Source organism: Paenibacillus tundrae (genome assembly GCF_030812775.1).
In the GTDB taxonomy this organism is placed as follows: Bacteria; Bacillota; Bacilli; order Paenibacillales; family Paenibacillaceae; genus Paenibacillus; species Paenibacillus tundrae_A.
Window position 1 is genome coordinate 500,573 of record NZ_JAUSTI010000002.1, and the last position, 24,942, is coordinate 525,514.

Annotated in this window: 25 protein-coding genes; 4 read left to right on the top strand and 21 right to left on the bottom strand. The window is 43.3% G+C overall.

Annotation, left to right across the window (positions count from 1 at the left end; all coding sequences use genetic code 11):
- Positions 1–53: 53 nt before the first annotated feature.
- From J2T19_RS05550 to J2T19_RS05595, 10 genes are all read right to left on the bottom strand, one after another.
- Complete coding sequence (locus J2T19_RS05550; protein WP_307213922.1) at positions 54–2,057, bottom strand: chemotaxis protein CheA; 2,004 nt, start codon at positions 2,055–2,057, stop codon at positions 54–56.
- Positions 2,058–2,072: 15 nt separating this feature from the next.
- Entirely contained in the window at positions 2,073–2,498 is a 426-nt protein-coding gene (locus tag J2T19_RS05555) for a chemotaxis protein CheW (protein WP_307213923.1), read from the bottom strand.
- A gap of 23 nt (positions 2,499–2,521) precedes the next feature.
- Entirely contained in the window at positions 2,522–4,111 is a 1,590-nt protein-coding gene (locus J2T19_RS05560; RefSeq protein WP_307213924.1) for a methyl-accepting chemotaxis protein, read from the bottom strand.
- Between the two features lie 480 nt (positions 4,112–4,591).
- Complete coding sequence (locus J2T19_RS05565) at positions 4,592–5,290, bottom strand: hypothetical protein (RefSeq protein ID WP_307213925.1); 699 nt, start codon at positions 5,288–5,290, stop codon at positions 4,592–4,594.
- A 223-nt stretch (positions 5,291–5,513) separates the two neighbouring features.
- Complete coding sequence (locus J2T19_RS05570; RefSeq protein WP_307213927.1) at positions 5,514–6,107, bottom strand: cupin domain-containing protein; 594 nt, start codon at positions 6,105–6,107, stop codon at positions 5,514–5,516.
- A gap of 185 nt (positions 6,108–6,292) precedes the next feature.
- Positions 6,293–7,366: an ankyrin repeat domain-containing protein gene (locus J2T19_RS05575; RefSeq protein ID WP_307213929.1), complete on the bottom strand. Its 1,074-nt coding sequence runs from the start codon at positions 7,364–7,366 to the stop codon at positions 6,293–6,295.
- Positions 7,367–7,511: 145 nt separating this feature from the next.
- A complete protein-coding gene (locus J2T19_RS05580) occupies positions 7,512–8,837 on the bottom strand; it encodes an MFS transporter (protein WP_307213931.1) in 1,326 nt (441 codons plus the stop codon).
- Positions 8,838–8,852: 15 nt separating this feature from the next.
- Positions 8,853–9,491: a TetR/AcrR family transcriptional regulator gene (locus J2T19_RS05585; RefSeq protein WP_307213933.1), complete on the bottom strand. Its 639-nt coding sequence runs from the start codon at positions 9,489–9,491 to the stop codon at positions 8,853–8,855.
- A 61-nt stretch (positions 9,492–9,552) separates the two neighbouring features.
- Positions 9,553–10,317, bottom strand: a complete 765-nt coding sequence (locus J2T19_RS05590; protein WP_307213935.1) for an ABC transporter ATP-binding protein — start codon at positions 10,315–10,317, stop codon at positions 9,553–9,555.
- An 11-nt stretch (positions 10,318–10,328) separates the two neighbouring features.
- A complete protein-coding gene (locus tag J2T19_RS05595; protein ID WP_307213936.1) occupies positions 10,329–12,665 on the bottom strand; it encodes an ABC transporter permease in 2,337 nt (778 codons plus the stop codon).
- A 366-nt stretch (positions 12,666–13,031) separates the two neighbouring features.
- On the opposite strand from J2T19_RS05595, the gene J2T19_RS05600 reads away from it, so the two are divergent.
- Positions 13,032–14,027 (top strand): serine hydrolase domain-containing protein, encoded by a 996-nt coding sequence (locus J2T19_RS05600; protein WP_307213938.1) that lies wholly within the window; start codon positions 13,032–13,034, stop codon positions 14,025–14,027.
- Between the two features lie 144 nt (positions 14,028–14,171).
- On the opposite strand, the gene J2T19_RS05605 is transcribed toward J2T19_RS05600, so the two are convergent.
- Together J2T19_RS05605 and J2T19_RS05610 are read right to left on the bottom strand one after the other, a co-directional pair.
- Positions 14,172–15,197 (bottom strand): serine hydrolase domain-containing protein, encoded by a 1,026-nt coding sequence (locus J2T19_RS05605; protein ID WP_307213940.1) that lies wholly within the window; start codon positions 15,195–15,197, stop codon positions 14,172–14,174.
- A gap of 49 nt (positions 15,198–15,246) precedes the next feature.
- A complete protein-coding gene (locus tag J2T19_RS05610) occupies positions 15,247–15,933 on the bottom strand; it encodes a DUF1361 domain-containing protein (RefSeq protein WP_307213942.1) in 687 nt (228 codons plus the stop codon).
- A 138-nt stretch (positions 15,934–16,071) separates the two neighbouring features.
- Between J2T19_RS05610 and J2T19_RS05615 the strand changes: the two genes are divergently transcribed.
- On the top strand, positions 16,072–16,713 hold the full coding sequence (locus J2T19_RS05615) for a spore coat protein (RefSeq protein WP_307213944.1): 642 nt from the start codon (positions 16,072–16,074) through the stop codon (positions 16,711–16,713).
- Between the two features lie 255 nt (positions 16,714–16,968).
- Positions 16,969–17,931 (top strand): hypothetical protein, encoded by a 963-nt coding sequence (locus J2T19_RS05620; protein ID WP_307213946.1) that lies wholly within the window; start codon positions 16,969–16,971, stop codon positions 17,929–17,931.
- A gap of 117 nt (positions 17,932–18,048) precedes the next feature.
- Here J2T19_RS05620 and J2T19_RS05625 read toward each other — a convergent pair whose 3' ends face one another.
- The 6 genes from J2T19_RS05625 to J2T19_RS05650 all read right to left on the bottom strand — a co-directional run bounded on the left by J2T19_RS05625 (position 18,049) and on the right by J2T19_RS05650 (position 21,668).
- Complete coding sequence (locus J2T19_RS05625) at positions 18,049–18,417, bottom strand: sigma-70 family RNA polymerase sigma factor family protein (protein ID WP_307213948.1); 369 nt, start codon at positions 18,415–18,417, stop codon at positions 18,049–18,051.
- Positions 18,418–18,452: 35 nt separating this feature from the next.
- The gene (locus tag J2T19_RS05630; protein WP_307213949.1) at positions 18,453–18,983 is read right to left on the bottom strand and encodes a sigma factor; all 531 of its coding nucleotides are present in this window, start codon (positions 18,981–18,983) and stop codon (positions 18,453–18,455) included.
- Between the two features lie 49 nt (positions 18,984–19,032).
- On the bottom strand, positions 19,033–19,479 hold the full coding sequence (locus J2T19_RS05635; protein WP_307213951.1) for a carboxymuconolactone decarboxylase family protein: 447 nt from the start codon (positions 19,477–19,479) through the stop codon (positions 19,033–19,035).
- A 169-nt stretch (positions 19,480–19,648) separates the two neighbouring features.
- A complete protein-coding gene (locus tag J2T19_RS05640; RefSeq protein WP_307213953.1) occupies positions 19,649–20,437 on the bottom strand; it encodes a cupin domain-containing protein in 789 nt (262 codons plus the stop codon).
- Positions 20,438–20,586: 149 nt separating this feature from the next.
- Complete coding sequence (locus J2T19_RS05645) at positions 20,587–21,030, bottom strand: leucine-rich repeat domain-containing protein (protein WP_307213955.1); 444 nt, start codon at positions 21,028–21,030, stop codon at positions 20,587–20,589.
- A complete protein-coding gene (locus tag J2T19_RS05650; RefSeq protein ID WP_307213957.1) occupies positions 21,027–21,668 on the bottom strand; it encodes a hypothetical protein in 642 nt (213 codons plus the stop codon). The genes J2T19_RS05645 and J2T19_RS05650 overlap by 4 nt, the downstream gene beginning before the upstream one ends.
- A 107-nt stretch (positions 21,669–21,775) precedes the next feature.
- On the opposite strand from J2T19_RS05650, the gene J2T19_RS05655 reads away from it, so the two are divergent.
- On the top strand, positions 21,776–22,138 hold the full coding sequence (locus J2T19_RS05655; protein WP_307213959.1) for a hypothetical protein: 363 nt from the start codon (positions 21,776–21,778) through the stop codon (positions 22,136–22,138).
- A 58-nt stretch (positions 22,139–22,196) separates the two neighbouring features.
- Here the strand turns inward: J2T19_RS05655 and J2T19_RS05660 are convergent, their stop codons facing one another.
- From J2T19_RS05660 to J2T19_RS05670, 3 genes are read right to left on the bottom strand one after another with little or no spacing between them, the layout of a single operon-like run.
- Entirely contained in the window at positions 22,197–22,808 is a 612-nt protein-coding gene (locus J2T19_RS05660; protein WP_307213961.1) for an SMI1/KNR4 family protein, read from the bottom strand.
- Between the two features lie 29 nt (positions 22,809–22,837).
- The gene (locus tag J2T19_RS05665; protein ID WP_307213963.1) at positions 22,838–24,139 is read right to left on the bottom strand and encodes a WD40 repeat domain-containing protein; all 1,302 of its coding nucleotides are present in this window, start codon (positions 24,137–24,139) and stop codon (positions 22,838–22,840) included.
- Between the two features lie 4 nt (positions 24,140–24,143).
- Positions 24,144–24,896, bottom strand: a complete 753-nt coding sequence (locus tag J2T19_RS05670; protein WP_307213965.1) for an SMI1/KNR4 family protein — start codon at positions 24,894–24,896, stop codon at positions 24,144–24,146.
- Positions 24,897–24,942: the final 46 nt, after the last annotated feature.

Consider the following 24,942-nt stretch of genomic DNA (forward strand, 5'->3'; position numbering starts at 1 on the left):
GTTCTCATATGATATCTCACTGATGTTACGATCTCGTTTAGATCGTTGTCTTGCTAATGACTTACCAAATACGATGCATCAAGGATGACAGCGACTCGTCCATTGCCCAGAATTGTCGCACCAGACAGATGATTCATTGCTCCTAAGTACGATCCTAGACTCTTGATAACCACCTCTTGGTTACCCATGATTTCGTCCACAGCAAACGCCGCCGTTTTATCCACCGAGCGAACGATAATGAGAGGAATCGTCTTGGACTCCCGGTTAGTAGGCGGATAATTCAGCTTATCCCGTAACCAATGGAACGGCACGATACGTCCATGATTCAAGATAGCTAGCTGGCCTTGTATCGTTTGGATGTCATCTGGAGCGATGCGAACGATCTCCGCAATGTTGTACATTGGAATGATCAGTACACGACCCGAAACTTTAACAAGCAAGCCTTTGATAATGGCAAGTGTGAGAGGTAAACGAATGGTGAATGTTGTCCCCCTTCCAGGCTCCGTGTCAATGTCAATAATGCCGTTTAATCGACCGATCTGGCTTCTCACAATGTCCATACCCACTCCACGACCTGAGACCTCGCTCACAGAGGAAGCGGTAGAGAAGCCTGGTTCGAAGATCAGATGCACTGCCTCCTGCTCCGTCAGATGTGAGGCTTGTTCTTCTGTAATTAGCCCTTTGCTCAGTGCAGAAGCTTTAATTCGTTCACCGTCAATACCTTTACCATCATCCGAATATCGGATAACGACATGGTTTTCTTCGTGAAATGAAGTGAGTGTGATACGTCCTTTGGTGGGTTTACCTTGTTGCTCCCGAATCTCTCGACTCTCAATACCATGATCCGCACTGTTTCGAATCAAGTGAATCAGTGGATCACTCAATTCCTCGATAATCATCCGATCAAGCTCTGTCTCTCCACCTTGAATAATCAGTTCCAATTCTTTACCCAGCTTCTGAGATAAATCTCGAACCAGACGTGGAAAACGACTGAATAGCTGATCAATAGGCAGCATACGAGTCTTCATTACTCCTTCTTGCAGCTCCTTGATCACTCTTCCCATATGATCCGAGACACCGCCAATGCTCTGCATTAACGGGGAGGGGGCACTACGCGCCCCTTCACCACTGAGGTCAGCAAGCGAGGTCTGGTCAATCAGAAGTTCCCCGACCAGATTCATCAAATGATCCAAACGTTCAACATTTACTCTTACGGTTGGTTGCGTACCCTTGTTACGGTCATCCGAGAGCGATTTCTCCGTAGATGGCTCGACAGCGCCTGCTTCAGCCTTCTCCTGAACAGCAACCGGTTCGTTATGAACGACGGTCACATCTTTTACATACTCCTCTACCACCACAATCTGCACATCGGACTCATTGGACAACTCCGCTTGGATTACCTGTGGGTTACCAGCAATGGCTGCTACGATAACAAAATTGGCGTACCGATCATCGTCTTCCCCACTAGCTACTTGATCTGCCAAAGATGCTGCAATGATCTTGCCACCCTGTTCTTCAATCCGCTGTCTCACAATAAAGTACCTTGCAGCCTTCATCATACATGCCGTTTCCAACCTAATTCGGATGGAGAAAAGCTGATGCCCTGCATCCACAGCCTCCTGTGCAATCAACCATTCCGACTTCTTAAGCTCGGGAGCCTTTACTAGCTCCATATCGACAGGCTTCTGAATAAGAGATTGGATCTCAGCAACCACACTCTTAAAATTCTGAAATGGCTGACCACTAACATACTGATCTCGTAGCACCTTCATTGCATCTAGAGAACGAAACAACGTATCGATAAGGACTGAATTGATCTCAGGCTTCTTGTCGCGAACCCACTCCAGTGCAAACTCTACCTCATGGGTTAGATCACTAAGCTCCCTGAAGTCCATGGTTGAGGCTGAGCCTTTAATGGTGTGCGCTGCTCTGAAAAGCGTCTGGACAAGTCCAACCGAAGGAGAACGTTCCAGTTCCAGCAACGATTGATCCATACGCTCCAACTGATCATTTAATTCCTCTATGAAGATGTCGCGATAGGCAGATAAATCCATCATTTCATGTTCCCCTTCCTATCCGCCCAATATCTCTTCTAATTTTAAAATGCCCACGAGTTGGTCTTCACGTTGTCCAACACCAAGAAAGACGGCTTCTCGGCTTCGGGCATGTCCACTGGTCGGAGGATGAATCTCATTATAAGTAGTCACTCTGTTGACTTTATCTACGATAAGTCCCACATATTCATCCTGATAACGGACAACAATAATTCGTGTTGATCTTGTATCCAACTCATCAGGCATTCCTAACAGATTGCGTAAACTTACTACGCATACAACCTTGCCTCTAAGATTGACTACCCCTTTTACCTCCGGACGGCTGTATGGAATGTCTGTAATACTGAGCATTTTAATAATTTCATGAATCTCTTCGATTCGGATCGCGCAGGTTTCAGCCCCAACGGATAGTTCAATGTACTGCTCTTGCTGAAGTGAAGACATCTGGTCACCTCTGTTTGGTTTGATTATTGCGTCTTAAATGCTGATGCGGAATGAGCCAGCTCTTCAGCTAGGTGTGCTAGTGATTGACATGTTGCAGCCGTTTCCTCTGAAGCCGCAGCGGACTCTTCACTAGACGCTGAGATTGATTCAACAGAGCTCATTACTTCTGCCGCCTGTGCCGCTTCCTCTTCGCACGCAGCCGCAATTTCGTTCACTTTGTGCGAAGAATTATTGACCATTTCAATAATCTGATCAAATGCTTGACCAGTCATTGAGGATTGCTCCACGCTATCTGCTACAGCGCGTACACTCTGTCTGGTGTTTTCTTGCATCGCTTTAATAATGTTCGTGATCTCTTTTGTTGCTTCACCGCTTCGTTCTGCCAGCTTACGCACTTCATCGGCTACAACAGCAAACCCACGTCCTTGTTCGCCTGCCCGTGCCGCTTCAATAGCTGCGTTCAGCGCTAGTAGATTCGTCTGCTCTGCAATATCGTCAATCACTTCAATGATGTCACCAATTTTGCGAGAGTCTTCTTCCAACTGTGACATTTTAACATTTACAGCCTGCATGCCTTCCAGTGAAGTTTGCACGACATGTCCACCTTCACGGGCTGTTTTCACGGTATCATTAGACAGCTCTGCTGCTTCTTCAGCACTTGCTGCAACAGAGTTAATAGCAAGGGAAAGTTCCTTGAACAGTTCAGAAATATTCGCTGCTTCGCTCGATTGACTTGTGCTTGTGCTTGCAATTTCTTGTGTACTTGCTGAGATTTGCTCGGATGATGCGGCAACACTTTGAGAGTTCATAACAATGCTGTCGATCAATGTTTTCAAGTTATCAACCATTCGATTCAAAGCTTGGGCTAGTTGACCCACTTCATCTCGGCTTGAAATATCTGACTTAAGGGTCAGATTACCTCCCGCCACTTCCCTTGCCAATTCCACCATGGATAATAACGGTTTGGAAATGGAACGGGAAATAATGTATCCGATTAAAATGCTAAAAATCACTGCGAGAACAACTAAAATGATTGTTACCATAAAGGAGGCGGAATAAGCTGCTTCTGATTTTGAATTCGCTTCTTCAGCTAGACTTATATTAATATTCATTAAATCTTGCAGTACTTGTACTACGCCATCCCCAGGAGGTTTTAAAGTTTCTCTAAGGAATCTCGTGAATTCAGCGTTGTTGTCACTTAAAGCTATGTTTATGCCTTGGTCGTACAAGGTTAAATAATTAGGATACTGTGTATCAAAGTTTCGAAGTAGATCGCTTTCTTGTGGAGTAGTTACTAAAGTGCGGTAATTATTAATGTGATCGTCCAGCGTTTGACGAATTGAGGCGATGTTATCCATAATTCTGGTTTGTTCTGCATCAATTGATTCAGTGTTGAGGTCACGCACACCCACACGCATACGTTGATAATCTACTTGTGCCGCTGATAGTTCTTTTACAGACATAAGATTATTGTTATACATTTCTTGCATCCGTTCGTTCGTACTTCTCAATGTAATCACTGAATAAATCCCGAGTGCTGCCAAAATCATGGACACAATTAAGAATGCTGAAATAATCTTTGTTGCTGTTTTCAAATTACCGAACCACTTCATCTAATCTCCTCCTAGGCATCTTCGTGTCCAGTTATGTATTTATTTGCGTCTTTACCCCTTCCCCCGGGCAACGCTCTAGACAACTTACGATTTATTTCGACATTACTATCAAAAATGTGAATAGAAGATTTGTATTTATTAAATATTTCACTAATACGAAAAAAATAAAGGATTCTATAGAACCTTGCTTTTTTAAAAAGAAAATCTAAATATCCATATCATTAAACATAAATCGTTCTCAATTACGAAAATCTAAACAACTATTAAATTCATTAACATTTTAAATATATCTGTAATTCAGTCAGATGTAAGGTATTTAGAATCACTTATACCAAGCACAAAGACCTATATACACTCAAAAGCAAACCCTATGTGTAAATTAGCGGGTTTGCATTTCTGTGACTTTGGATTCAGATTAGAATTTCAAATTCCATCCAATTGAGATGATATCTTCATAGATGACAAAAAAATCAAACTCTTCTAAAGAGTTTGATTCTCTGTTTGTTCAAACCAATGTTCCAATTCTTTTAATCGGCTCTCGATTCGCTGTGGAATTAGTGTAAACAGCCTGTCCCATGACATGAATGTTTCCAGCTTCAAATGATATTCTTCAAACACCATGGTGGGTATAAACGATTTACTTAATAGATAATTACGCACACGAGCATCGATCTCTGCATTCGTTTCAAAATAGTCCTGAAATAACTCATTGACTAACAAACCATCACACCCAGCCTTTGCTCCTGCTGCACTATATAAGTCTGGCAACAACTCGAATACGACAGGTAAAGGTGAAAATGCATGCTTGCCCGGCTGTGAGTACAGTATCACCTGATTGTGCACCACATTAATTCGATCCTTCAACATGCCTCGGAGTACTTTACCATGAAAACTGGCTTCACAATCCACGACTGCGCCATCGTGACCAACATAGATCCATACATGTTCCATTTCATACAAATGTCCAATTTCATAATCCCACCAGATGGCATATTCAATAACATATTGCACAGCCTCCACGGGAAAATCAATCTCTCTTCTAAATGATGGAGATGCCCCGGGACGTTCCAACAGTGAAATCCCTACAAAGTCAGGATAAAACGGTTCATTCAGATCAAACAGTAGAACTGGTGCATATTTCGCAGCGATTTCGAGCATTTCTGCCTCTTTCATTGCCATAGTTTAGCCCTCCACTTTCTATGTTGATTAAGTACATAGTTGGATAACAAGTGATATATGCAAACTATTCTAACAGAGAATTATGTGCGTGTTAATGGATTTACTTAAGACCATGTATACCGTTTCTTAGCCAGCTTTACATGATAAAATACAAGAAAAAGACTCGTATCTGGAAGACGCTCCAGTTCACGAGTCTATGTACTACGATGCAAATATGTGAGAATTACGCTTTCGATGATTCGTCTGATTTTAATGTTTTGGATGGTTGACCAGTCTGATCGTAAGCTGGCTCTATACAACCAATCGGTGGACCAAGAATTGCATCATTTTGAATGGAGGCAACAGCTTTGGCGTAGGCTTCCTCGTCGATACAATACGCGCGATGCGCCACCTCAGGCGGTGTTGCTGCAAGGAAGTCCGCACCAAGCACAATATCAGGTGTTGGCACATCAAAAATAGTGAGCAAATGCACATCATCTGTATCTGCCACAAACCAGTGAAACCACCCTTTGGGAAAAATCGCCACTTGCCCGGGTGTTAGATGGTAACTGATTCGTTTACGGGTAAATGGATTAAATACGGAGGTTGTTATCTCTCCACTAATTAGCACAATCATCTCTGTTGTATTCGTGTGCCAGTGGGGCTGTACAATAATACCTTTGCTCATGTGTACGTTGAAGAAACCGTTTTTAATGGTAGATAGCTGTTCTCCAAACAACTGAGTTACATAATTCCGTGGATCCCGCTTGTAGTTCAATACGGCTGTAGAATCCCCTGCTAACTGTACGTTCGGGGTCTGTAATAAAGGATCGATCATGCCGTTGCCTCCCTCTGCACATTCATCTCATTGTGTACTTTATGTTGCGTATAGCGATTTTAAGCCTAGAAAAATGGAAAACATCCGAGTTCTAAATATTCAACCATTTGTAAATCGAAAAAAGTCTGGTTAATAAACCAGACTTCGCTGAACTTCTTCTTTAGAATGGTTGAAGCTTGAATCGATCAGAGCTGATTCATGTAGTTCGCAATTGAAGTTCCGGGATCAGCTAAAAATGCATCGAGCGCAGCAACATTCTCGTACTCTTGGTGTTCAATATCATAGAATCCAATACACTTCTGGCTAGGATGCCATACCATCATTAAGTGCGAGTATTGATCCAACTCAGATGAGATCCGTAGCAGCTTCTGCCTACCCATTTTCATCTCAACCGTATCTACTAGATTAAATATTTCAACATATTGAACGTTGGACTCGTTCTCAGCAATTTCAATCCGCCGTGGTGCTTCGGATAGAAAAGTGATGAATTCCTTTGGCAACTTGTATGGCTTCAACGCCAATAACTTATTGCTGAAGTCATGGAACTCCTTTGGTTCGAGAGATTTCAGATACTCGGCCATTTCTTCATTTTTTTGACTAAGCGCAATGGTATATGCCCGTTCTCCGTCCTTCTCCTGAATCGTTACATCCGCTCCCTGCTCTACCAAATATCGAAGTATACTCATGTTATTCGATCGTGCCGCTACCATGAGAGGCGTCGCTTTGTACGGATAGACCATATCTGGCTCATTATAGTTGATGTCTACCCCTTCACGCAGTAAATACTCGAGGGTCTTCATATCGTGATCAGCTACTGCTTTACGTAAAATCTTCCCACCAAATTTGCGAATATCTAATCCGAGTTCATGAAGGAGGGGGATGTTCTTTTTGTTACCGTAATAGGCTTCATCATACGCACTTGATTTCACACGATTAAGTCCATTTAATTTCGCACCATTCTCGTACAAATACCGAACCATCTCTTCCCCACAACATCTCACTGCCTTCAGCATCGCTGGATTATTTTTGGCATTCAGGTTAACACCGTGCGTGACCAACAACCTGACCACTGCGGTCTGATTGCAGATTAGAGCGAGATCGAGCGGTGTCATAGCAGTATATTGACTGAGTACAATCTCAGTTTCCAGATCCATGCCCTGCTTAATAAACTCTTTTACTGCAGTAGTATCTCCTTGGTAAATCGCCAGAGCTTGATCTGGCAATGTTCTGAACGTTCCTTGATTTCCGATTTTGAACACGGGTGTAACCTCCTACAAGCGAAGTGAAATTTCCCATAATTTCTCTCACAAGTTTATCACGTTATCTCTAGTGATTGAATGGTTACACCTGATCCAATCGAATAGTCTGCCTTTTGAGCAAACCAATAATCCATCTACGATGCCTTCAATCCTGCATTAAACCTACAGGCTCCGCCGGTACCGTCTCCATACCTTGCTCAAGAAGCTTAATCGGCTTCAACCGAGAAGTGATAGCAGCCATAATGACCACAGACACTCCCCCTACAATAAATAACAAAGCAATGCCTCTGCCAGGACCAACACCAATAATGGAACCTACGGTCGAAGAAAGAGCTCCCCCTTCAATAAGCAGCGGGTTGAACACGCGATCTGCCAGGAAACCAGCAAGACTATATGAAACGATAAATCCGAGTTGGGATAGAATGCCGATTATGCCCCATACTCTGCCCTGCTTTTCATTAGCAATGTTATTACGCACCAGCACATCAGCACTCATATTGACAAAAGGAAGGGAAGCTAAGAATAAAAATCCAGCAAAGATAATAAAAGAAAGATTCGTTGATACCCCGATGAGGGAAAACGAGATTCCTAACATAACTAAGCCAATAACTAATACGCTCGCGTATTTCTTCGTCATTGTAAAAATACCAATACACAGGCTGCTAATCAGCATACCGATTGCACTGATGGATTGGAACATTCCTAGCGTCCTTGTATCTGAGAACGATAATATCATTGGACCGATGAGTGTTTCCAAGAATCCAAGATAGAACGTTACAATGGAAATAATAAAGACGAGCAGCAGTACACCCTTGTTCGTGGTTACTTCGACCCAGCCTTCGACAAAATCTGTGAACCAAGGCTTCTTCTCCCTACTCGCTCGATCCACTCTGGCACCTCTGCGAATGACAAGTACCGCTAGAATGGCGATTAAGAAGGTTAACATATTAATGACTAAAATAACTTCAATCGAAGTGATGGTAAGTAAAATGCCTGCAATAATCGGTGATAACAAAAATTTGGAGGATTCAGCGAGTTGTAACAAGCCACTGCCCTTGGAAAATTGCTCTTTTGCCAACAGATCAGTAGCCGATGCTTTATAGGCAGGACTTTGAATAGCGGAAAATACAGAGCTGAATGCTACACCAACATAGATGTGCCATAGCTCAATACTTCCTATCAGGATCATGGTTAGAATAAAGAGTATCCCTATCGCAGATCCTAAGTCTCCAATCATCATCATCGTACGACGATCATATCGATCTGCAAGCACACCTCCGATTGGACGCAATACGATATTTGGTAAAAAGGTAAACAATGTAATCAGAGCTACGGCAGTCGCTGTACTCGTTTGTTCAAAAGCGTAGACACCAAGCGAAAATGCCGTTAGGCCAATGCCAATTGTCGAGATCAGCTGCCCAAACCATACAATTAGAAATTTGATAAAGGATTGATGTTCGGTGGATTCCATAGGATTACCCCTCCATTAATTTGATTCATTCGGGCGATATCTCTCGATGATATACGAGAAACTTCCTTTTTCAGCACCAAGTGTGCATTCCAGAATATACATAAACGCTTCGACTTTGCGTTGCAGTTCCTCCTCTGTCCACTGAAATATGCCTTGATCCAATAGAAACTGTGACGAGACCAGCAAAAACTCAACCACTTCTCTTGGTCTCGGTGTATGAAACACCCCTTCCCGAATGCCTTGTTCAATCACTTCTGTCAAGATCGGACTGAGCTGCAGAATCGTTTCCACCAGACTTTTCTGATGCATCTCTACGTTGTGGACTTGGTGTAATTCTTCGATGAATTGTTCCTTGTTGCCCACATCCTGTCCTTGAGCTGTAATAATGTTGAAAATCTTCGTATGTGCATCTAAAGAATCGTCTTCGGCTATTCGCTTCGCTGCATTTACACCAACAGCAATAAAGCGCATCACGATAGCATTCATAACTTCTTCCTTCGATTGAAAATAATGATAAAACGTACCTTTGGCGATCTTCACCGCCTGTAAAATATCAATGATCGTTGTTTTGGTATAGCCTTTTGAAACAAATAAAGCCTCGGCTGCATTTAATATCTCATTCCGACGTTCCTCCGGATTTTTAATGATTCTCATGTGTTGACCTCCAATTGCATTAGACCGACTGTCGGTCTATTTTAGTCATGATTGTGCCAATTTAGAACCCTTGTTCAGTGAGCCACTCAGACAACGCCATTTCTCTTGCTTTGATATCCTGCTGATTATTATATTTCCCCATATTACGCTTAGCGACGAGTCTACCATCCAGCATAAATAATACTCTCTGAGATCTAGCTGCTACCTTAACGTCATGTGTCACAATTAAGATCGTTGTTCCAGCAGCATTAATATCGTCCAGGATATCCATGATTTCCGCAGTTGTCCTTGAGTTTAGTGCACCTGTTGGCTCGTCGCCAAACAAAATATCTGGATTGTTAATTAACGCCCGACAGATCGAGATACGCTGCAATTGTCCTCCCGAAGCCTGTGTAATATTATGACTAGCCAGCTCATCTACTCCCATTTGTTTCATTAATCTGAGCGCTCTAGCCTGGATGACCTCTTTACTACTGTTCTTAGCTAAATAAGCCGATAACACAACATTGTCGAGCAAGTTCAAGTTTTTCAACAGATGACTATGCTGGAAAATGAAACCCATCTTATTCAACCGCAGCTTCGCTAATTTCTTCTCAGGTAACGCAGAGATGTTCTCTCCTGCAAAATAAACACTTCCTTCACTAACCTGATCCATACCGCTGATATTGTATAGTAGTGTAGATTTGCCAGAACCCGAAGGACCCATAATGGTGACAAACTCACCTTGTCTTACTTGCAGATTAATATCTTTAAGAATCTGGTGTTCCTCGTGCTGATGAACCGTATGCGACTTATTCACATGTCTGGCTTCCAATATCACTGTCATATTCATTCTCCTTATTCAACAATCATTTGGACAATGCTGGCTTCTCGGATGGATTGAATACTGAGCAGAGCAGCTATGGTGATGGCACTCGCCAACAATAACGGGCATAGGATGTACGCTTGCCATGGATTGATGACAAACTCCATATGGGAGGCTCCGAATGAGGACATAATGGCACTGATGATCCATGGCCCAGCCGTATTGGCTAGAACCGTTCCCACAAGTATCCCGATGCTTAATACGATGAGTGTAATCGTGACATATTTTAGTTTTATGTTAGAGAGAGCGAAGCCCAAGCTTCGTAAGATGGCTATATCTCCGTGATCCTTGGCAACGAGCATTCTGAGGAATAACGATGTAATGAGAATGGAGACCAACAGGGACACCATAAGTACAGCTACCGTAACTCGTTTCAACTGATCGATGGTGCCACCAAGTGTTTGATGTAAATACCCCTGCAAATCGGTGACCTTTGCGGGTGCAAATGCCTGCTCATACGAAGCGATCTTATCCGTAATCTGACTTGCATCCTTAAGATCTAAACTAACCACGTACCAGAGCACTCGATCCTTATCATACGGCAGTAGCGCTTTTGCAGTCTTCCCGCCGTTCGTGACATCCTGGTATACTCCGCTGACAATCAGGGTTTTCTCCCGACCTGCTACCATAAGTACAAGAGAATCGCCCACCTTTTTTCCCATCTCACGACTGTTAGCATCAGATAAAGCAATTTCATGATCAGTTTTAGGTGCCGAGCCACTTAGATAAGACAAGGGAAAAATATTGAAATTTCCTGTCTCGACGCTTAAGTGGTCATAACCTCCTTCATTGTTACGTACGTTGAATTGGCTTGTTACAAGGGGTGAATATTGCAACACATCGTTGTCCGTCCGCAAATGCTCGAGTAATTCGGCATATCGCTGCTCTACATCTGCGGAATAACGTAGATCAATACGAATGTCACTCTGGCCGACACCCATATATGAAATAAAGCTAGGTGCCCGCATGGTATTTAGGAAATTAACTGGGATAATAATCATTATTGTGCTAACTGTAAACACCAGCAGTATCAAGCGGAACATCCGTTTACGCTGAATCACATCTTGCAATGCCAAGAAAATGGGAACAGAATGTGACCACCGGCTAGTTGATAAACTTAGCTTCATTTTGGAAATATTCGTATCACCAAGGCTTCCTGACCGCAGCCCCTCAATCGCAGAGATCTGATTGAAACGACGGAGGACTAAGATGCAGCATCCTAGGACAATAGCAAAAATAGCAGCCACGGCGAATAAGGAAATTGCTTCATTCAACCATGTTGTGGGAGTTGTTCCCATGTACAGCAAGATATTGGACGTGAACAGCCTATTCACAAATATCGAGGATAGGTAACCCACAATACATGCCAGACCCGCTATAACGACATATTTGCTTAAATATAACGTTCGAATATCACGTCCAGATATGCCGATCGCTTTCATCACGCTGATCTCCCGATAATCTTCTTCAATCGTAGCCAGCATCGTGAACCGTATACAACAGATTGCGATCACAATCAGAATTAAACTGACCATGATAATTACTGCTGCAACAACCCCGTCTGTCAGTGCATTCAGCAATTGAAACAAACCATAGGTGACTAGTGGCCCTGAATTGGGTAGACCTGCAGCTTGATAAGTTTGAATGAATTCGTTCGTTTTACTCGGATCTAGAAGTCGAAATTCAATGAGATACTCCATCTCTCCAGTACTTTGTTGAAGCATTTGAAAGTCATGAGTGCTAATCACAAACCGTTTGGAATGAATAATCGACGGATTCATCTGTGCATCTCGAACAAAATCTACGATTCGGAAAGATCGGTTGAACGTACCGTCTTGAATAACGACATCGTCTCCAAGTTGTAGCTGTTTCTCCTGTAGGTAATACACCGGGACGGCAATCTCCCCGTCATTGACCTGAACCTTTTCATTGTTCATATTAAGTAAATAATCAAAGTCCTTATTTTGAACAACAAAATCCATATCCATAATGCTGCCCTTCTCGGACTCTACTCCAAAGTAAACATGGGAACCATCGACATTAATCATGTCTACAATCTGATATTGATCCACGAGTTCATTTGCTTGCGTCCACTCATTAACCTTGTACCTGTCCATTTCCCCTGAATGCATCTGCACCACATGCGGAGTTTTGGATTGCGTAAATAGATGTTCAATGGAATGGGTTAACTCGATGATCATCCGGGTGCCGGAAGCGACTAATATGGCCGCCAATAGAACAAAAATAAATAAAGTCAGCGTAATTCCTATTTTTCGCCTGAATTCATTTTGCAGCATCCGTGCTAGCATGATTGTTCATTTCTCCTTTGCCTGATTTCACGTAGATACTCGTTTGGGGCATAATATGTAACTTCTACGTTTATTCGCTGAACCACCCCATTCCATTTGTCGTTATTTTCCAGTGTATCAATAAGAAGGAGAATTGAAATCAGTCTCCAGTCTAGGTTGATGATCATGCCTGAGGATGGCGATGCATTGAATCGTGGGCGATCAGCTGAAGTTTAACTTGGTGATGCTGTGCGTTGAAAAGGCTCTCTCTATTGAGCTTCGCTTCAATCCTATGCTAAGATAATGGACATTCCTATTCGACATCATTAATTATGACTAAAACTAAGCGATAGAGAGGACACTATGAATCTTTCATCTATACATGACATGTTACATTCAATCATTCCCGCACTAGACCTGAGAAGCTGTCTTGTCAGTGTACAGGGAGAATTGATCTATCAGCATTATCGTGACGAAGAAGCCAAGACGCGTATTGCCAAAATTAATTCCTGTACGAAGAGTGTGCTCTCCGCACTTATCTGCATAGCGATGGATCAAGGCAAGATTCCAGACGCATCAACTCCGCTCTCGTTCTTCTTCCCAGAAGTTCAGACTGATGCAGATGCAAGAAAACCACAGATCACACTGGAGCAATTATTAACGATGACCGCTGGGTTCAACTGGGATGAGTTCGGAGGGCAGAATTCGTTTCCACGGATGACACGAATGGATCATTGGGTTCATTTTGCATTGGAACAGACTTTAAGCCATGCACCAGGTACACACATGGAATATAATTCAGGCGTATCACAGATCTTATCAGCGATTCTGATGCAGCAAACCGGCATGAGCGTCAATACGTTTGCAGAACGCTATTTATTTGAACCACTGGGAATTACAGATTATGAATGGGAAAGTGATCCCCAAGGCGTGCACACTGGTGGGTTCGGTCTTAAAATGCTTCCCGTGGATTTGCTTAAGTTCGGTCAGCTGTTCCTGCAGAAAGGTCAGTGGAATGGGACAACCTTGATCACGCATGATCTAGTGGATCGCTCTACTACACCTGCGATCGCGGTCACCCCTCCTAATCACGGTTATTATGCCTGGCATTGGTGGGTAGATACCTGTTCGGCAGCGTCTGCTCCGTTCATCGAGGACGAGCTTCCTACAGACATACAATCAACGACAGCAATGGCTTCTTCAGACCTTGCATCACAATCGTTGAACTACTATTATGCTCGAGGATTTGGTGGTCAATTTGTATATATCGTGCCTGCGCTTGAACTGGTTGTGGTGCTGACCAACGATAAACGCAAAAAAGAGAAGCCTCCTTTGGATGTGTTTCCAAGGTTAATTGCTCCTCAATTGTTACGTTATCTATAAGGCCGTTTCAAGGGTTACTTATTATACAATACATAGAACCCTCAATCTCGTTAGGAATGACCTACGGGGTTGAGGGTTCTTCTACTAAGTATGATATATATACGTTTTAGAATGAAATGATTTCAATTCCTAATATGCTCTCCATCAAACTAAAAGTGATTCTTCAATGGCCAGCGTGACGGGGTATGGCCCCCACTCCTGATTTGATAATACAACGAGTTGAATGCTTTGTGCTGGGTACACAGAAGACATAAACGACACCCCAGGATCGAACCCCATGACATGATACTTGAAGATGTCTTCCCCTTTCTGATCAATCCAGATTCCCCGTCCGTAATATTCTTCATCCTCTTGATGCGAATACGGAATGAGGAGTTTCCGAGTACTCTCCTCCGTTAACAACTTGTATCCTAACAACGCATGCCAGAAATGAATCATATCCTGCGCTGTAACATACGCTCCGCCGTCAGACCCACCTTGGATCGGGATTGAGAAGATATTTGTGTTCCACGTACCGTCATCCTGATCAACATAACCAATGGCCGTGTTAGGCGGTAGCTGATCCGTCCGAAAATAACCAGAATCCTTCATGCCGCTTGGTTTGAAAATATGTGATTCCACATATTCAGTGAAGGATTGTCCGGATTGTTGTTCAACAATGAGTCCTAGCACAATATAACCGGCATTATTATAGTGGAAGCGTTCGCCCGGTGCAGATTTCATCGCTAAGTGCTGGAACATTGGCAAAAAGTCACGTAATTGTTGCATCATATAGACCGGCCGTTCCTGCCACAGCTCCGCGAAATCCCCCATAACTTCTTCATCAAAGTAATCAGGAATACCTGCAGTATGCGTTAGTAACTGATGCACTGAGATGTCTTTGTCCCACAAAGGAAATTCAATGTTAAGCACATCGACTAGACGGCTCTCGTAGGAGAATTTCCCCTGCTCGATCAATTGGCATATACTTACCGCCGTGAAAACTTTACATCCCGAGGCAATTCCGAATCGGGTGTCACTTGTATTCGAGATCTGTTCGCTACGATTGGCATATCCGCGAGCCTTCGAGAAGATTGTTTTCCCGTTTTGCTGTAATAACACTACACCGGAAAAATCTTTTTCCTCCATGACTTCCTCTACTTTGCGTGCTACATCCGTTATATTAGTCACCTTATCATCCTCCAATCATTCTTCTCTTTCTCCAACCTCATCTCATTCTTCAACTACTCACTCGTGTAGTTCTTGTGTTGATCAGATAATACAGTGTTGCATAGATGGTTAGTATAAATGTGCCAAAGAACATACAGAAGGCTAAGGATGGACGACTTACACTCTCTTGCATCAATGTGATGAGTGTGGAACGGTTCGTTAACGCATCCCAACTGTTCAATCTGTATACTCGTCCAAGGAGTACTCCATAACTTCCCAACGCACACCCTGCCAATACAAAGATCCAAGAAGCCATCCGCCCAACTCTCTTATAGATCACTTCCTGTAGCTGATACATGGAGAGGAATCCAAGCAACAGTCCAACCCAGACAAACATGAGCACCACAATTAAGTCGTACCAATACGTGAAGTTCAGACCATTACCACCATAATATCGCGAGCTTCGTGCCGTCAGGTGAACGAGGTCTGTTACGATATAAGATGAATTCGGGAAAAATAACAGCCACAATAGACCACTTGCAATAGCAAGCCAGGTCGCACCTTTCCATTTCACATAGCTGAACACATATGCTACATACGAGAAGATAAACGGAATCCAGCCCAAAAATAGATTCCAGATCAAAAACCGAAAATATCTCTGATCAAGCCAAGCTGCAGTAGCGTAATGCAAACCTACCGTCACAACAGTAACTATACTTAGATAAATAAATATTTTGATGTAGTTCAGTTCTCTCAATGATCTTCCTCCACTTGACATTCAACTAAAATGTTAGAACTCTTCCAACAATGATTATAATTCCTCCTACAATACATAATTTGGCTGGAAATAAACATAATAGAATCATACCATTTCCCAAAGGAGAATTAAATTCACATGAATCAAAATCAAATCAATCCGACAAATCATGCTAACCCAGGGTTTATCCCGCCATTGAACCATGGCGGACATGAATTGTTTGATGTGCATGAAGTGTTAACCTGTGCGATTAATGTATTAGATCAGTATATGATCTTTAGAACTTTTGTATTGGATACCGAATTACTCGATATTTTGGATCGCCAATACAACTTTATGTTGTCACAGTACAACTTGACCGCAGAATGCTTCACTACAGGACAGAAACCTTCCCAAGAGACCGCAACCTATATGATTCCTAATATGACGCCGCCTGTGTATGGACTTAAGCCGTCTGCACCGATGAAACCGAATCAGTCCCTTGCGGATGTGAAAGATGCTGGAATCAGTAGTCACATGTTAGGTCTAATTAAATCTCATGCTTCATTGCTCGCGATGTCTTCCTCTGAGATTACTAACCCAACGGTACGACGCGTAGTTGCATCACAGGTACAGCAATTTGTTGAAATGGCTTATGAGATTTTTATGTATCAGAACCAACGTGGTTACTACCAAGTGCCACAACTTAATGCAAACGATACACAGCAGATGCTTAAAACTTATGTACCTGCAACCGGAGCTCCACAGATGCCTCGTAGCAACAACGCACCACTCCAATAAATAAATAAATAAATAAAGTACACCTAGCGAAAGAGCAGTCCATACAACCCCTAAGGTTGTCCAAGGATTGCTCTTTTGTCTGTTCTCAGAACTGCGATTGTAGATGTAAGATGAAGTACTTGATCGACTTACCAAAAACTGGTTTAATCAAAGAAAACCCCAATACTGCTCAAACTATTTGCTCTCGCAAAATGTTTCCAAACACCAAAACCTTGTAATTTAATTTGTCACTTTTTCATCATGGGAGGTATTAGAGTGAAATTAAACGCTTCAATTAAACTGGGTATTCTTGCGCTAACTTTAGGATGTACCACGGTGGGTGCAGTACTGTCTATTCCACAAGCCGCATGGGCAGCACCCGTCCCAGATTCCAAAGCAGTATACCTTCAGTTCCAGAAATATTGGAAAAATGCTGTAAAGTCATCAGCCAGTCTAATTCAGGCACGTAAATATCTGCTGAATCATGTACATGAGGTTAATTCAAGGCAGGCTACCTTGATGACGATGCAATTGGAATCAGTTCAGAATATGAAATTGGCCGAAATCGACGAAAAAATATATGCTGACCCTGTACAAACGATTATCTCAGAAGCGCATGAAAATATAGGATATGATAAGAAACTAACTTACAGCAGCTTGCTTAAAGAGATCAAAGACCCAGCGACCCGTAAATTATTACAGGAAGCTTCTAATCTCGGTTACAAATTGGAAACTAGTGAGGGCATATATTATCCGATAATTAATTATGAAGGTTACAAAAGACTCCAACCTTACGTAGCCCCCGACATCGCTGCGTATATTGATATTATGGCTACTGAATCGAATCAGGCTTCAACCTCAGATGCTGCCCTCATCATTCCTTGGGGCGAATTGATCCAGCGCACGTTAGCGATGGAGGCCTTTTTGAATTCATACCCACAATCCAGCCGCACGACAGCGGTAGAGAATTTGTTATATTTGTATGTACATTTTTTATTTTATGGAAGTGATAATACACCAGCATACGACTGGTTCACGAAGGATGAGATCCGCACTTTGATCCCTGAAGTGAAACAGGCATATGACAAGGCTTTGGCGAAACGAGAACCTGTCACAAAAAGCGCGATACTCGATAGTTTAGAGCGGGTGTTAGCCCTTCTGGAACAAACAAATGATAGGCTTACGCCTGACATCCAAGCAACGATAGAATCCATCCTGGATCGATATTCTCCAGAGTAACTACACATGCTTTGATGTACCAAAAAAAGCGGCATAGACTCTACTCCAATTCCAATGGGTGAGTTGCCGCTTTCTTCAAGTTCACACACAAACTTTCCAAGGCAATACGCTATGATGCTATATTTCATACGCCTTCACAACAATCGACCGCAGTTTGTCCGGATTCACCATCAGGTAAACTTCTCTAATTCGTTCTCCAGACGAGTCAAGCTCCAGACACAGAACCTCTGTTATTTGTCCATCGTCCAGTAAAGCTAACTGTAGCTCTCCATTTATTCGTGTGGGAACCCATTGTCGTGAACGTAAACGAGTTAGTACTCTGCGCGAAGTGAGCAGTGCCAGTACACCTTTGTAAACTTTCATCGATCTCATGACTGTATGCACACGTCCACCGCCATCCGCAGTAAACACAGGCTCTTCAGCGAGCATTTCCATCATTGCATGAACATCATAATTGAGAAAAGCGGTAGTAAAACGTGCAAGCATCTGCTCTTGAGCCTTGTTCGTCGTCTGTGCTCGTGTCAGAGAGGATTGATCCTGTGGTAAATTTCGCTTCGCACGGCTGAAAATTTGACGGCAGTTGCTTTCACTTTTACCAAGCCAATCTGCAATGGTCTGAAGTCGTATTGAAATGCCTCACGAAGTACAAAAACCGCACGCTCTATTGGCGAAAGACATTCTAACATAACGAGGTATGCGTAGGAAATCATCTCTTTCTGCTCCACTGCCATTTCTAAGCCAGTTCCCAGATCCGAAAGTGGTTCGGGCAACCATTCTCCAATATAACTTTCCCGTTGATTGCGGGCAGAATTCAATACATTTAAGCTCCGGTTCACCACGAGTTTGGCAATATACGACTTCGGATTATGAATTACCGTGGAAGGCTGACTTTGAAGGCCAGTGAAACAATCCTGCACAATGTCTTCGGCCTCAACAACACTGCCAAGCATGCGATAGGCGACTGCGAATGCATAAGATTTGTAACGTGTATACAGTTCACCAACTTCCAGAGAAGACAATTCTGATTCATTGGTGAGTGGTTTGGAATTCATATGAACAGCCTCCTCTAGCAGATGGTTTCGGAACTAATCGAATATTGGTTTAATTAAAACATCCCGGGTACATTCCTGTTGTAATTGCAATCCGGTTCCAGCTATTAATCGTATTAATCGCCATGATCAGATCCACCAGTTCTGCTTCACTGAAATGCTCCCGGACTTTATTAATTAGCTCTGTTGGCACACCTTGATGTGAAATCTCAGTCACCGTTTCAGCAAGCTCCAGCATAACACGTTCTTTTTCTGTAAACAAAGGTACTTCACGCCATACGCTTAAGAGCAGAATATGATCTGCATAATCCCCCAATTTCAACAGATCTTTCGCGTGCATATCTAGGCAAAAGGAACAACCATTTATTTGAGATACCCGGATTTTCAGCAACTCGTACAAAACCTTGTCCTCTATTTGACCAGATACATACTGTTCAAGTGCCATCATCGCTTTATACGCACTTGGGTTCACTTTTCTATAGTTCAATCTTAATTTCATGTCATTCGCCTCCGTAAATTGGTGTACAACCTGAAGACAAATGAAGAGCAAAATCTGTGACAAGATTCTCAGTTTTTTTTATATTAAGGCTGAAAACGTAACATTCACTTATCGAATCTAAGCGAATGTCACTTCAGTTATTAATTGGATTCGTACTCCGGTTCCTACGTCAGTACCTCCAACCGTTACCAATCAACTGCCGCTGCATCGTATATGGCGTATAGTTCGAAGTCGGCAACATGTAAGACGCGTTGGGCAAATGTTCGTATGCTGGATTCACGGCATCTCCATACGAATGCTCTGCGTGAAGTGAAGTCTGTAATTGGACATAAGGCTGGACATTTACCTGTGGCTGGTTGTTTGGCTGGTTGTTTGGTTGGTTGTTCGGTTTGCATACAGCGTTGAGAGAGGTAGAGGCATCGGTCACGCAATCCGCGGGCGGGCCAATAAATACGGTCTTGTGGATTGGAGCCAAGGTAGCTTGGACTCGCGCCTCATCCAGACAATACGTATGAGCAAGTACACTTGGAGGCGTAAGGCGCAGAATATCTGAACCAAAAATAGCTTCAGGCACAGATGCATCAAAAATCGCCAGTAAGTGTGTATCATCTACAGTCGCAATTTCGTAATGCCACCAGCCTTGCGGTACATTCGCCACTTGACCGGGAGTAATCGGAAAATTTAACAATTCGTTCGTAAAAGGATTGATTAGTGAGACAACAGCTGCACCACTAATACAATAGACCAGTTCAGTTGCATTCTGATGAATATGTGGCTCTACTACGTTACCAGTGCTGAGAAAAATATCTAACAATGAGGTATTGCCGAGGGTATTTAACTGTTGAATGGAGAGGGAATGAATATAATTTTGTTCGTCTTTCTTAAATAGTAAATTTCGGTTTACATCATAAGTAAATTCAGTGTTCGGTGACGTGTAATCCATATTCGAGGTTGCCAACATTTAACGCCTGCCCTTCATTCTACGGTTAGGTGAAAACCTATACGCCAGCTTATGTCATCAGCCTATATTCGTGAGCCCAATTCTTTCCGTTGAATCGAAACGACAAAACCCTCTGAATAGAACACGTCTATCAGAGGGTAGTTATGTTACTCTATTTCTTCTTCAGTCAGCAAAGCTTCTTCAGTCAGACCGAGAGAATGTCCACTCAAGCTCACATGCTCTAACCAGTGCATCCGAGACACGACATCAGGGGTTCCTTCAATCAGACTGTTGGTGATATTTAGCCACTTCAGCTTCTTCAACTTCTCCAGCTCTGGAGGCAGCTCCCGAATACCTGAGTAACCTATGCTCAAACTCACTAACTCTGTCAGATTACCAATCTCGGCAGGGATATGTTTTAGCTCCAGTTCCTGCTTAGGCTTGGGTTTCCATCCAGGTTCGACATGATACGCACTGCCACCATAAATCGTAAGCTCCTTGAGCTGAGTAAGCTTCCCAATATCTTGCGGGATACCCTTCAGATCGGCTGTCATAATGGTCAACTTCTCCAATGCGGTCAGTTCGAAGAAAGCCGGGGGAAGCTCAATCACATGTGTTCAAAAACTTCAAGTTCCTTTAATTGCTTGAGCTCGCGAATGCGATCTGGAATTTCGGATAACAGATAGCCGGTAATATTTAGACGATCCGTCTGGTGTTGAATGGCATCATCTAGGAAGCAATCAAACTGCTCATGCCTTTGTAATTTGAAAAATAAGCCGGGAATGCGCTCCATTAACTCGCTCGCTTCTTCCTCCGTAATTCCCATGCCATACATTCCTTCATGTGCTACGGTATAGAAGTAATCGCTACCATCTTCTTTAAGAAAACAGAGATCATCAGGTAATGACGGATACAACCAATCTCCAAATCGAGTAGCCTCTTGCTTAAGCACCTGCCCAGACTCTGGGGTGCATGAATATATGTAATAACTGCCGCTGGAGTACATCGCATGACTATCTATCATACTATTGTGCATGAAACGCTCTCTTACCATGGCCTCATCCATTGTGAAAACTTCGATCAGATAGGGCTCCAATTGTTCTAAAACTTGAGCAACCCGTTTAGGAGGATCATCTATTTCATGCCCTCGATCTACGATCAAGAAGCGATCAGTCTTCTCTATTAATTCATCAATGATTTGATCGTAGGTAGTTTCTCTTGGATCGGTATATAGGGATACAGTTGTCACTTACTTCCTCCTCCATTTTTTTGCTCGTACTGAAATTTATTTAGTGTCATGAGCATGCACTCAGGCATAGGCTAATATCATCATTTGAGTATTGGGAGGCACAAAACATGGCATACGATCCACGCTCTGTTCAGTACCCTGCACCTACAGGTTATCCTTATCCATATTATCCACCACCTCCACCTTATCCCTATCCTTATCCATACCCACCCTTCTTCCCCATTCCGCTCCCCTATCCAATCGGAGGCGGCCCATGGTGGCATGGTGGTTATCCAGGTGGCGGCTATCCGGGTGGTCCTCATGGTGGAGGACCGGGCGGCGGCTACCCAGGGGGTCCTCATGGTGGAGGACCAGGCGGCGGCTACCCAGGAGGCCCTCACGGTGGAGGACCAGGCGGTGGCTACCCTGGGGGTCCTCATGGTGGAGGATCGGGCGGAGGATTTCACGGTCACCGCTTCTTCCAGTGGTAAAATAACCGATCGCTCACAGACAGGGGCTGCTACACGATGCAGTCCCTGTCTTCGTTCCTTAATAATCAATTTCATCCTTCAAACTGAGATTTCGATTGGATGCTTCAAGCAGTTCTACGAATGATTCGTTAAGATAATAGACAAAATCCGGATCATGCACATACATAATAATTTGCCCATACTTGCCCTGCTCTGTTGGATCAAAATCCAGCATGATGTACAGCGAGCCACCTGCCATCGTTGCAAAAGGTATCCATTGTTTATGAAATAAAAATGGTTTAATCTCGGGATCGAGCTTGCGAATCTCTTCCTCAGAATAATGCTCTTCCAGCTTTTCATCCACTTCACAAAAGAATCGTTTGGTCTCACGAATTTCATCCAAGGACATCAGATAGAATGGAATACTCCGTTGTTCCTCTTCATCCCCAGGGTACAACACATGAAATCCGTAACCACTGCCATTTTTGCGTTCGTAAAAAGCACGAAAATCCGCTGGTAACTTAATATCAAAATCCGCTTCAAACGCCGCCAAACTCTCCTTGGAGGTACCATCGATCTGTTTATACTGTTGGTGCAGTTCATTAATCTCTTCATCCACCACTTTAACATCCAACAATTGATGCAGAGCGTCCATTAGTTGATCGATTCTGGAGTATATATCTGATTTCAACAAAAGTCCTCCTTATTCTCCCTAACGTCCTACCAGCGCATTGGGTTTTCTCCCCGCCATAACACATAACGCTCGCATTCACGAATCGTGCCTGTGCCAATGCCGTAATCGTCCATCGCTTCTGAAGTTAAATCAAGGATATGCAGCATGCCGTTGTATGTACCTACTGCAAGCTTGGATTGATCAGGCGATACCACGATGGACGAGATCGTACCGCCTACAAAATGACGCCATACTTCCTGTCCCTGATAATCCACACAACGCAGATAACCATATGCATCTCCAATCACAATGCCTTGGTGAGTCTCCGCTGAGGCATACACACGTGCATTTTCATCCACAATAGGCCAATCTTCTTTCTTCTCATTGACCTCCACCTCGTCCAATTTAACCTGGATCGTAACACCGTTATAAAAGTGACATGCATTAAACCAAACGTTACGATTATCTTTGGTGAAGATGGCATGATGCGGGTAACTCATCTCCGGATATAACGAATACGTATGATTCCGTTGTCGATCCAGGAGCATGTGGTTACTTACCTGACTGCCAAAGGCAATCCAGCGACCATCCTCTGAAACTGCCGCATGACCCATGTCAATTTGAGTATCTTCCAATTCATATTCTTGAATCTCCGACGGATCAGGATGCAGCAAGAATACTTGAGATTGTTCGATGAGATGAACACCATATGTGGACAAAATAAGAAGAGATTGTCCTTCGTTGAATGGAATTAGCTGTATAAGTGAACGTTCAGGATATTCGCAATCTGCCAGCGACTCGATCTGAGGCAGCGTGTTATGAAGGCTAGACTGAATATCTTCCCAACGATACATAGCAAGCTCTTGGCCTTGTAGCTGACGATCAGGGCTTCGAATAATTCGAATCACAGCTTCATCCGCTAATGCATAATCCATGCCATTCGGGGAGCATCCCGCAAAATGATAATGAGGAGATGCAACTAACCCTTGCGAATCTGCGGTGTATACGACGCCGTCCTGCGTATGAGCCCCAATATTAAATACAACGCCATCTTGCGCAATACATCCAACAACTTGCACGGCCTGCATCACAGACTGGAATTGTTCACTCATCGGCCATGAAGCAGGAGGCAATTCAGATCGTAGACGTAGCGCATCCCCTTGCGCATTAGCCTGTTTTACCATCTCCCAGACTTCAGCACTAAGACTGGCTCGATCATCATTCTCAAGCTCAGATTCATCCGGATTTTCACCAGCCATACTTTTGCGTACAAATTCATTTACAAGTTGTGCATACCGTCTACCTTCTTGACGCCACTGTTGTGCAATCTTCTCATCTAACCAACTCAAATGATCATTCCTCCACTCCGCCTATATGTATAGGGCGACAATGATGTGCGATTAAGAACAAATGCAGCTCGTGGTCTCTACCCTCACCTGACGCACCTGTTTCTTCATAGAACATAGCAACTTCTCTACCATAGGCATAATTAAAGCGCAGATAACCACCAATAGATGCCATAAATAACATACATCTATGCTCATTCTCCACTACAGCATCCCATTTGAATTCCTTTTTACAGCATTGCGCCAATTCCAATAAGGAATTACCTTGCTCACCATCCTCAAGATGATAAAATGTGTGGTGCCGTAATTCATTCCAAGGTTCATAATAATGCGGAGTTAACGGCTTGTCTTGTTGATAATAACCACAGTATATACGATCCAACAGCTCACTTAATTCTGCACCCTCGCAAGCCCACAACGTGATATGTTCATCATGACGCGGAAGCCAAAGCAATCCCTCGACCTGAGGGTGAACCGCCAAGAAGTCTCCATCCACTGAACTTCCGATACTAACGCATTCCTGCAGTTGGTGCTGACTTATTGGTGTCTCTTCTGTATGAATCCAGAAGTCATATTCAACAAAAGGAGCTAGCACGTCTTGATCAGGCCGCTGTATATTCATCCAGCCGGTGTAAGTACCCTCTCCATATTGCTCAAGCCATCTGCGATAGGATGAAGGTAATGAGATGTTATGTTGTTCTTCGAAATGATTCAGTTCTTCAGCAGATACAGGCTTCATTGCTTGAGATACAATGTACATAGGATACATCTCCCTATCATCAGATCATGCTATTTACGTCGTAGTA

Coding starts and splice junctions, on each gene's coding strand:
- J2T19_RS05550 (WP_307213922.1), bottom strand. CDS start 2,057: ATGATGGATTTATCTGCCTATCGCGACATCTTCATAGAGGAATTAAAT.
- J2T19_RS05555 (WP_307213923.1), bottom strand. CDS start 2,498: ATGTCTTCACTTCAGCAAGAGCAGTACATTGAACTATCCGTTGGGGCT.
- J2T19_RS05560 (WP_307213924.1), bottom strand. CDS start 4,111: ATGAAGTGGTTCGGTAATTTGAAAACAGCAACAAAGATTATTTCAGCA.
- J2T19_RS05565 (WP_307213925.1), bottom strand. CDS start 5,290: ATGGCAATGAAAGAGGCAGAAATGCTCGAAATCGCTGCGAAATATGCA.
- J2T19_RS05570 (WP_307213927.1), bottom strand. CDS start 6,107: ATGATCGATCCTTTATTACAGACCCCGAACGTACAGTTAGCAGGGGAT.
- J2T19_RS05580 (WP_307213931.1), bottom strand. CDS start 8,837: ATGGAATCCACCGAACATCAATCCTTTATCAAATTTCTAATTGTATGG.
- J2T19_RS05585 (WP_307213933.1), bottom strand. CDS start 9,491: ATGAGAATCATTAAAAATCCGGAGGAACGTCGGAATGAGATATTAAAT.
- J2T19_RS05590 (WP_307213935.1), bottom strand. CDS start 10,317: ATGACAGTGATATTGGAAGCCAGACATGTGAATAAGTCGCATACGGTT.
- J2T19_RS05595 (WP_307213936.1), bottom strand. CDS start 12,665: ATGCTAGCACGGATGCTGCAAAATGAATTCAGGCGAAAAATAGGAATT.
- J2T19_RS05600 (WP_307213938.1), top strand. CDS start 13,032: ATGTTACATTCAATCATTCCCGCACTAGACCTGAGAAGCTGTCTTGTC.
- J2T19_RS05615 (WP_307213944.1), top strand. CDS start 16,072: ATGAATCAAAATCAAATCAATCCGACAAATCATGCTAACCCAGGGTTT.
- J2T19_RS05625 (WP_307213948.1), bottom strand. CDS start 18,417: ATGCTTGCACGTTTTACTACCGCTTTTCTCAATTATGATGTTCATGCA.
- J2T19_RS05630 (WP_307213949.1), bottom strand. CDS start 18,983: ATGAATTCCAAACCACTCACCAATGAATCAGAATTGTCTTCTCTGGAA.
- J2T19_RS05635 (WP_307213951.1), bottom strand. CDS start 19,479: ATGAAATTAAGATTGAACTATAGAAAAGTGAACCCAAGTGCGTATAAA.
- J2T19_RS05655 (WP_307213959.1), top strand. CDS start 21,776: ATGGCATACGATCCACGCTCTGTTCAGTACCCTGCACCTACAGGTTAT.
- J2T19_RS05670 (WP_307213965.1), bottom strand. CDS start 24,896: ATGTACATTGTATCTCAAGCAATGAAGCCTGTATCTGCTGAAGAACTG.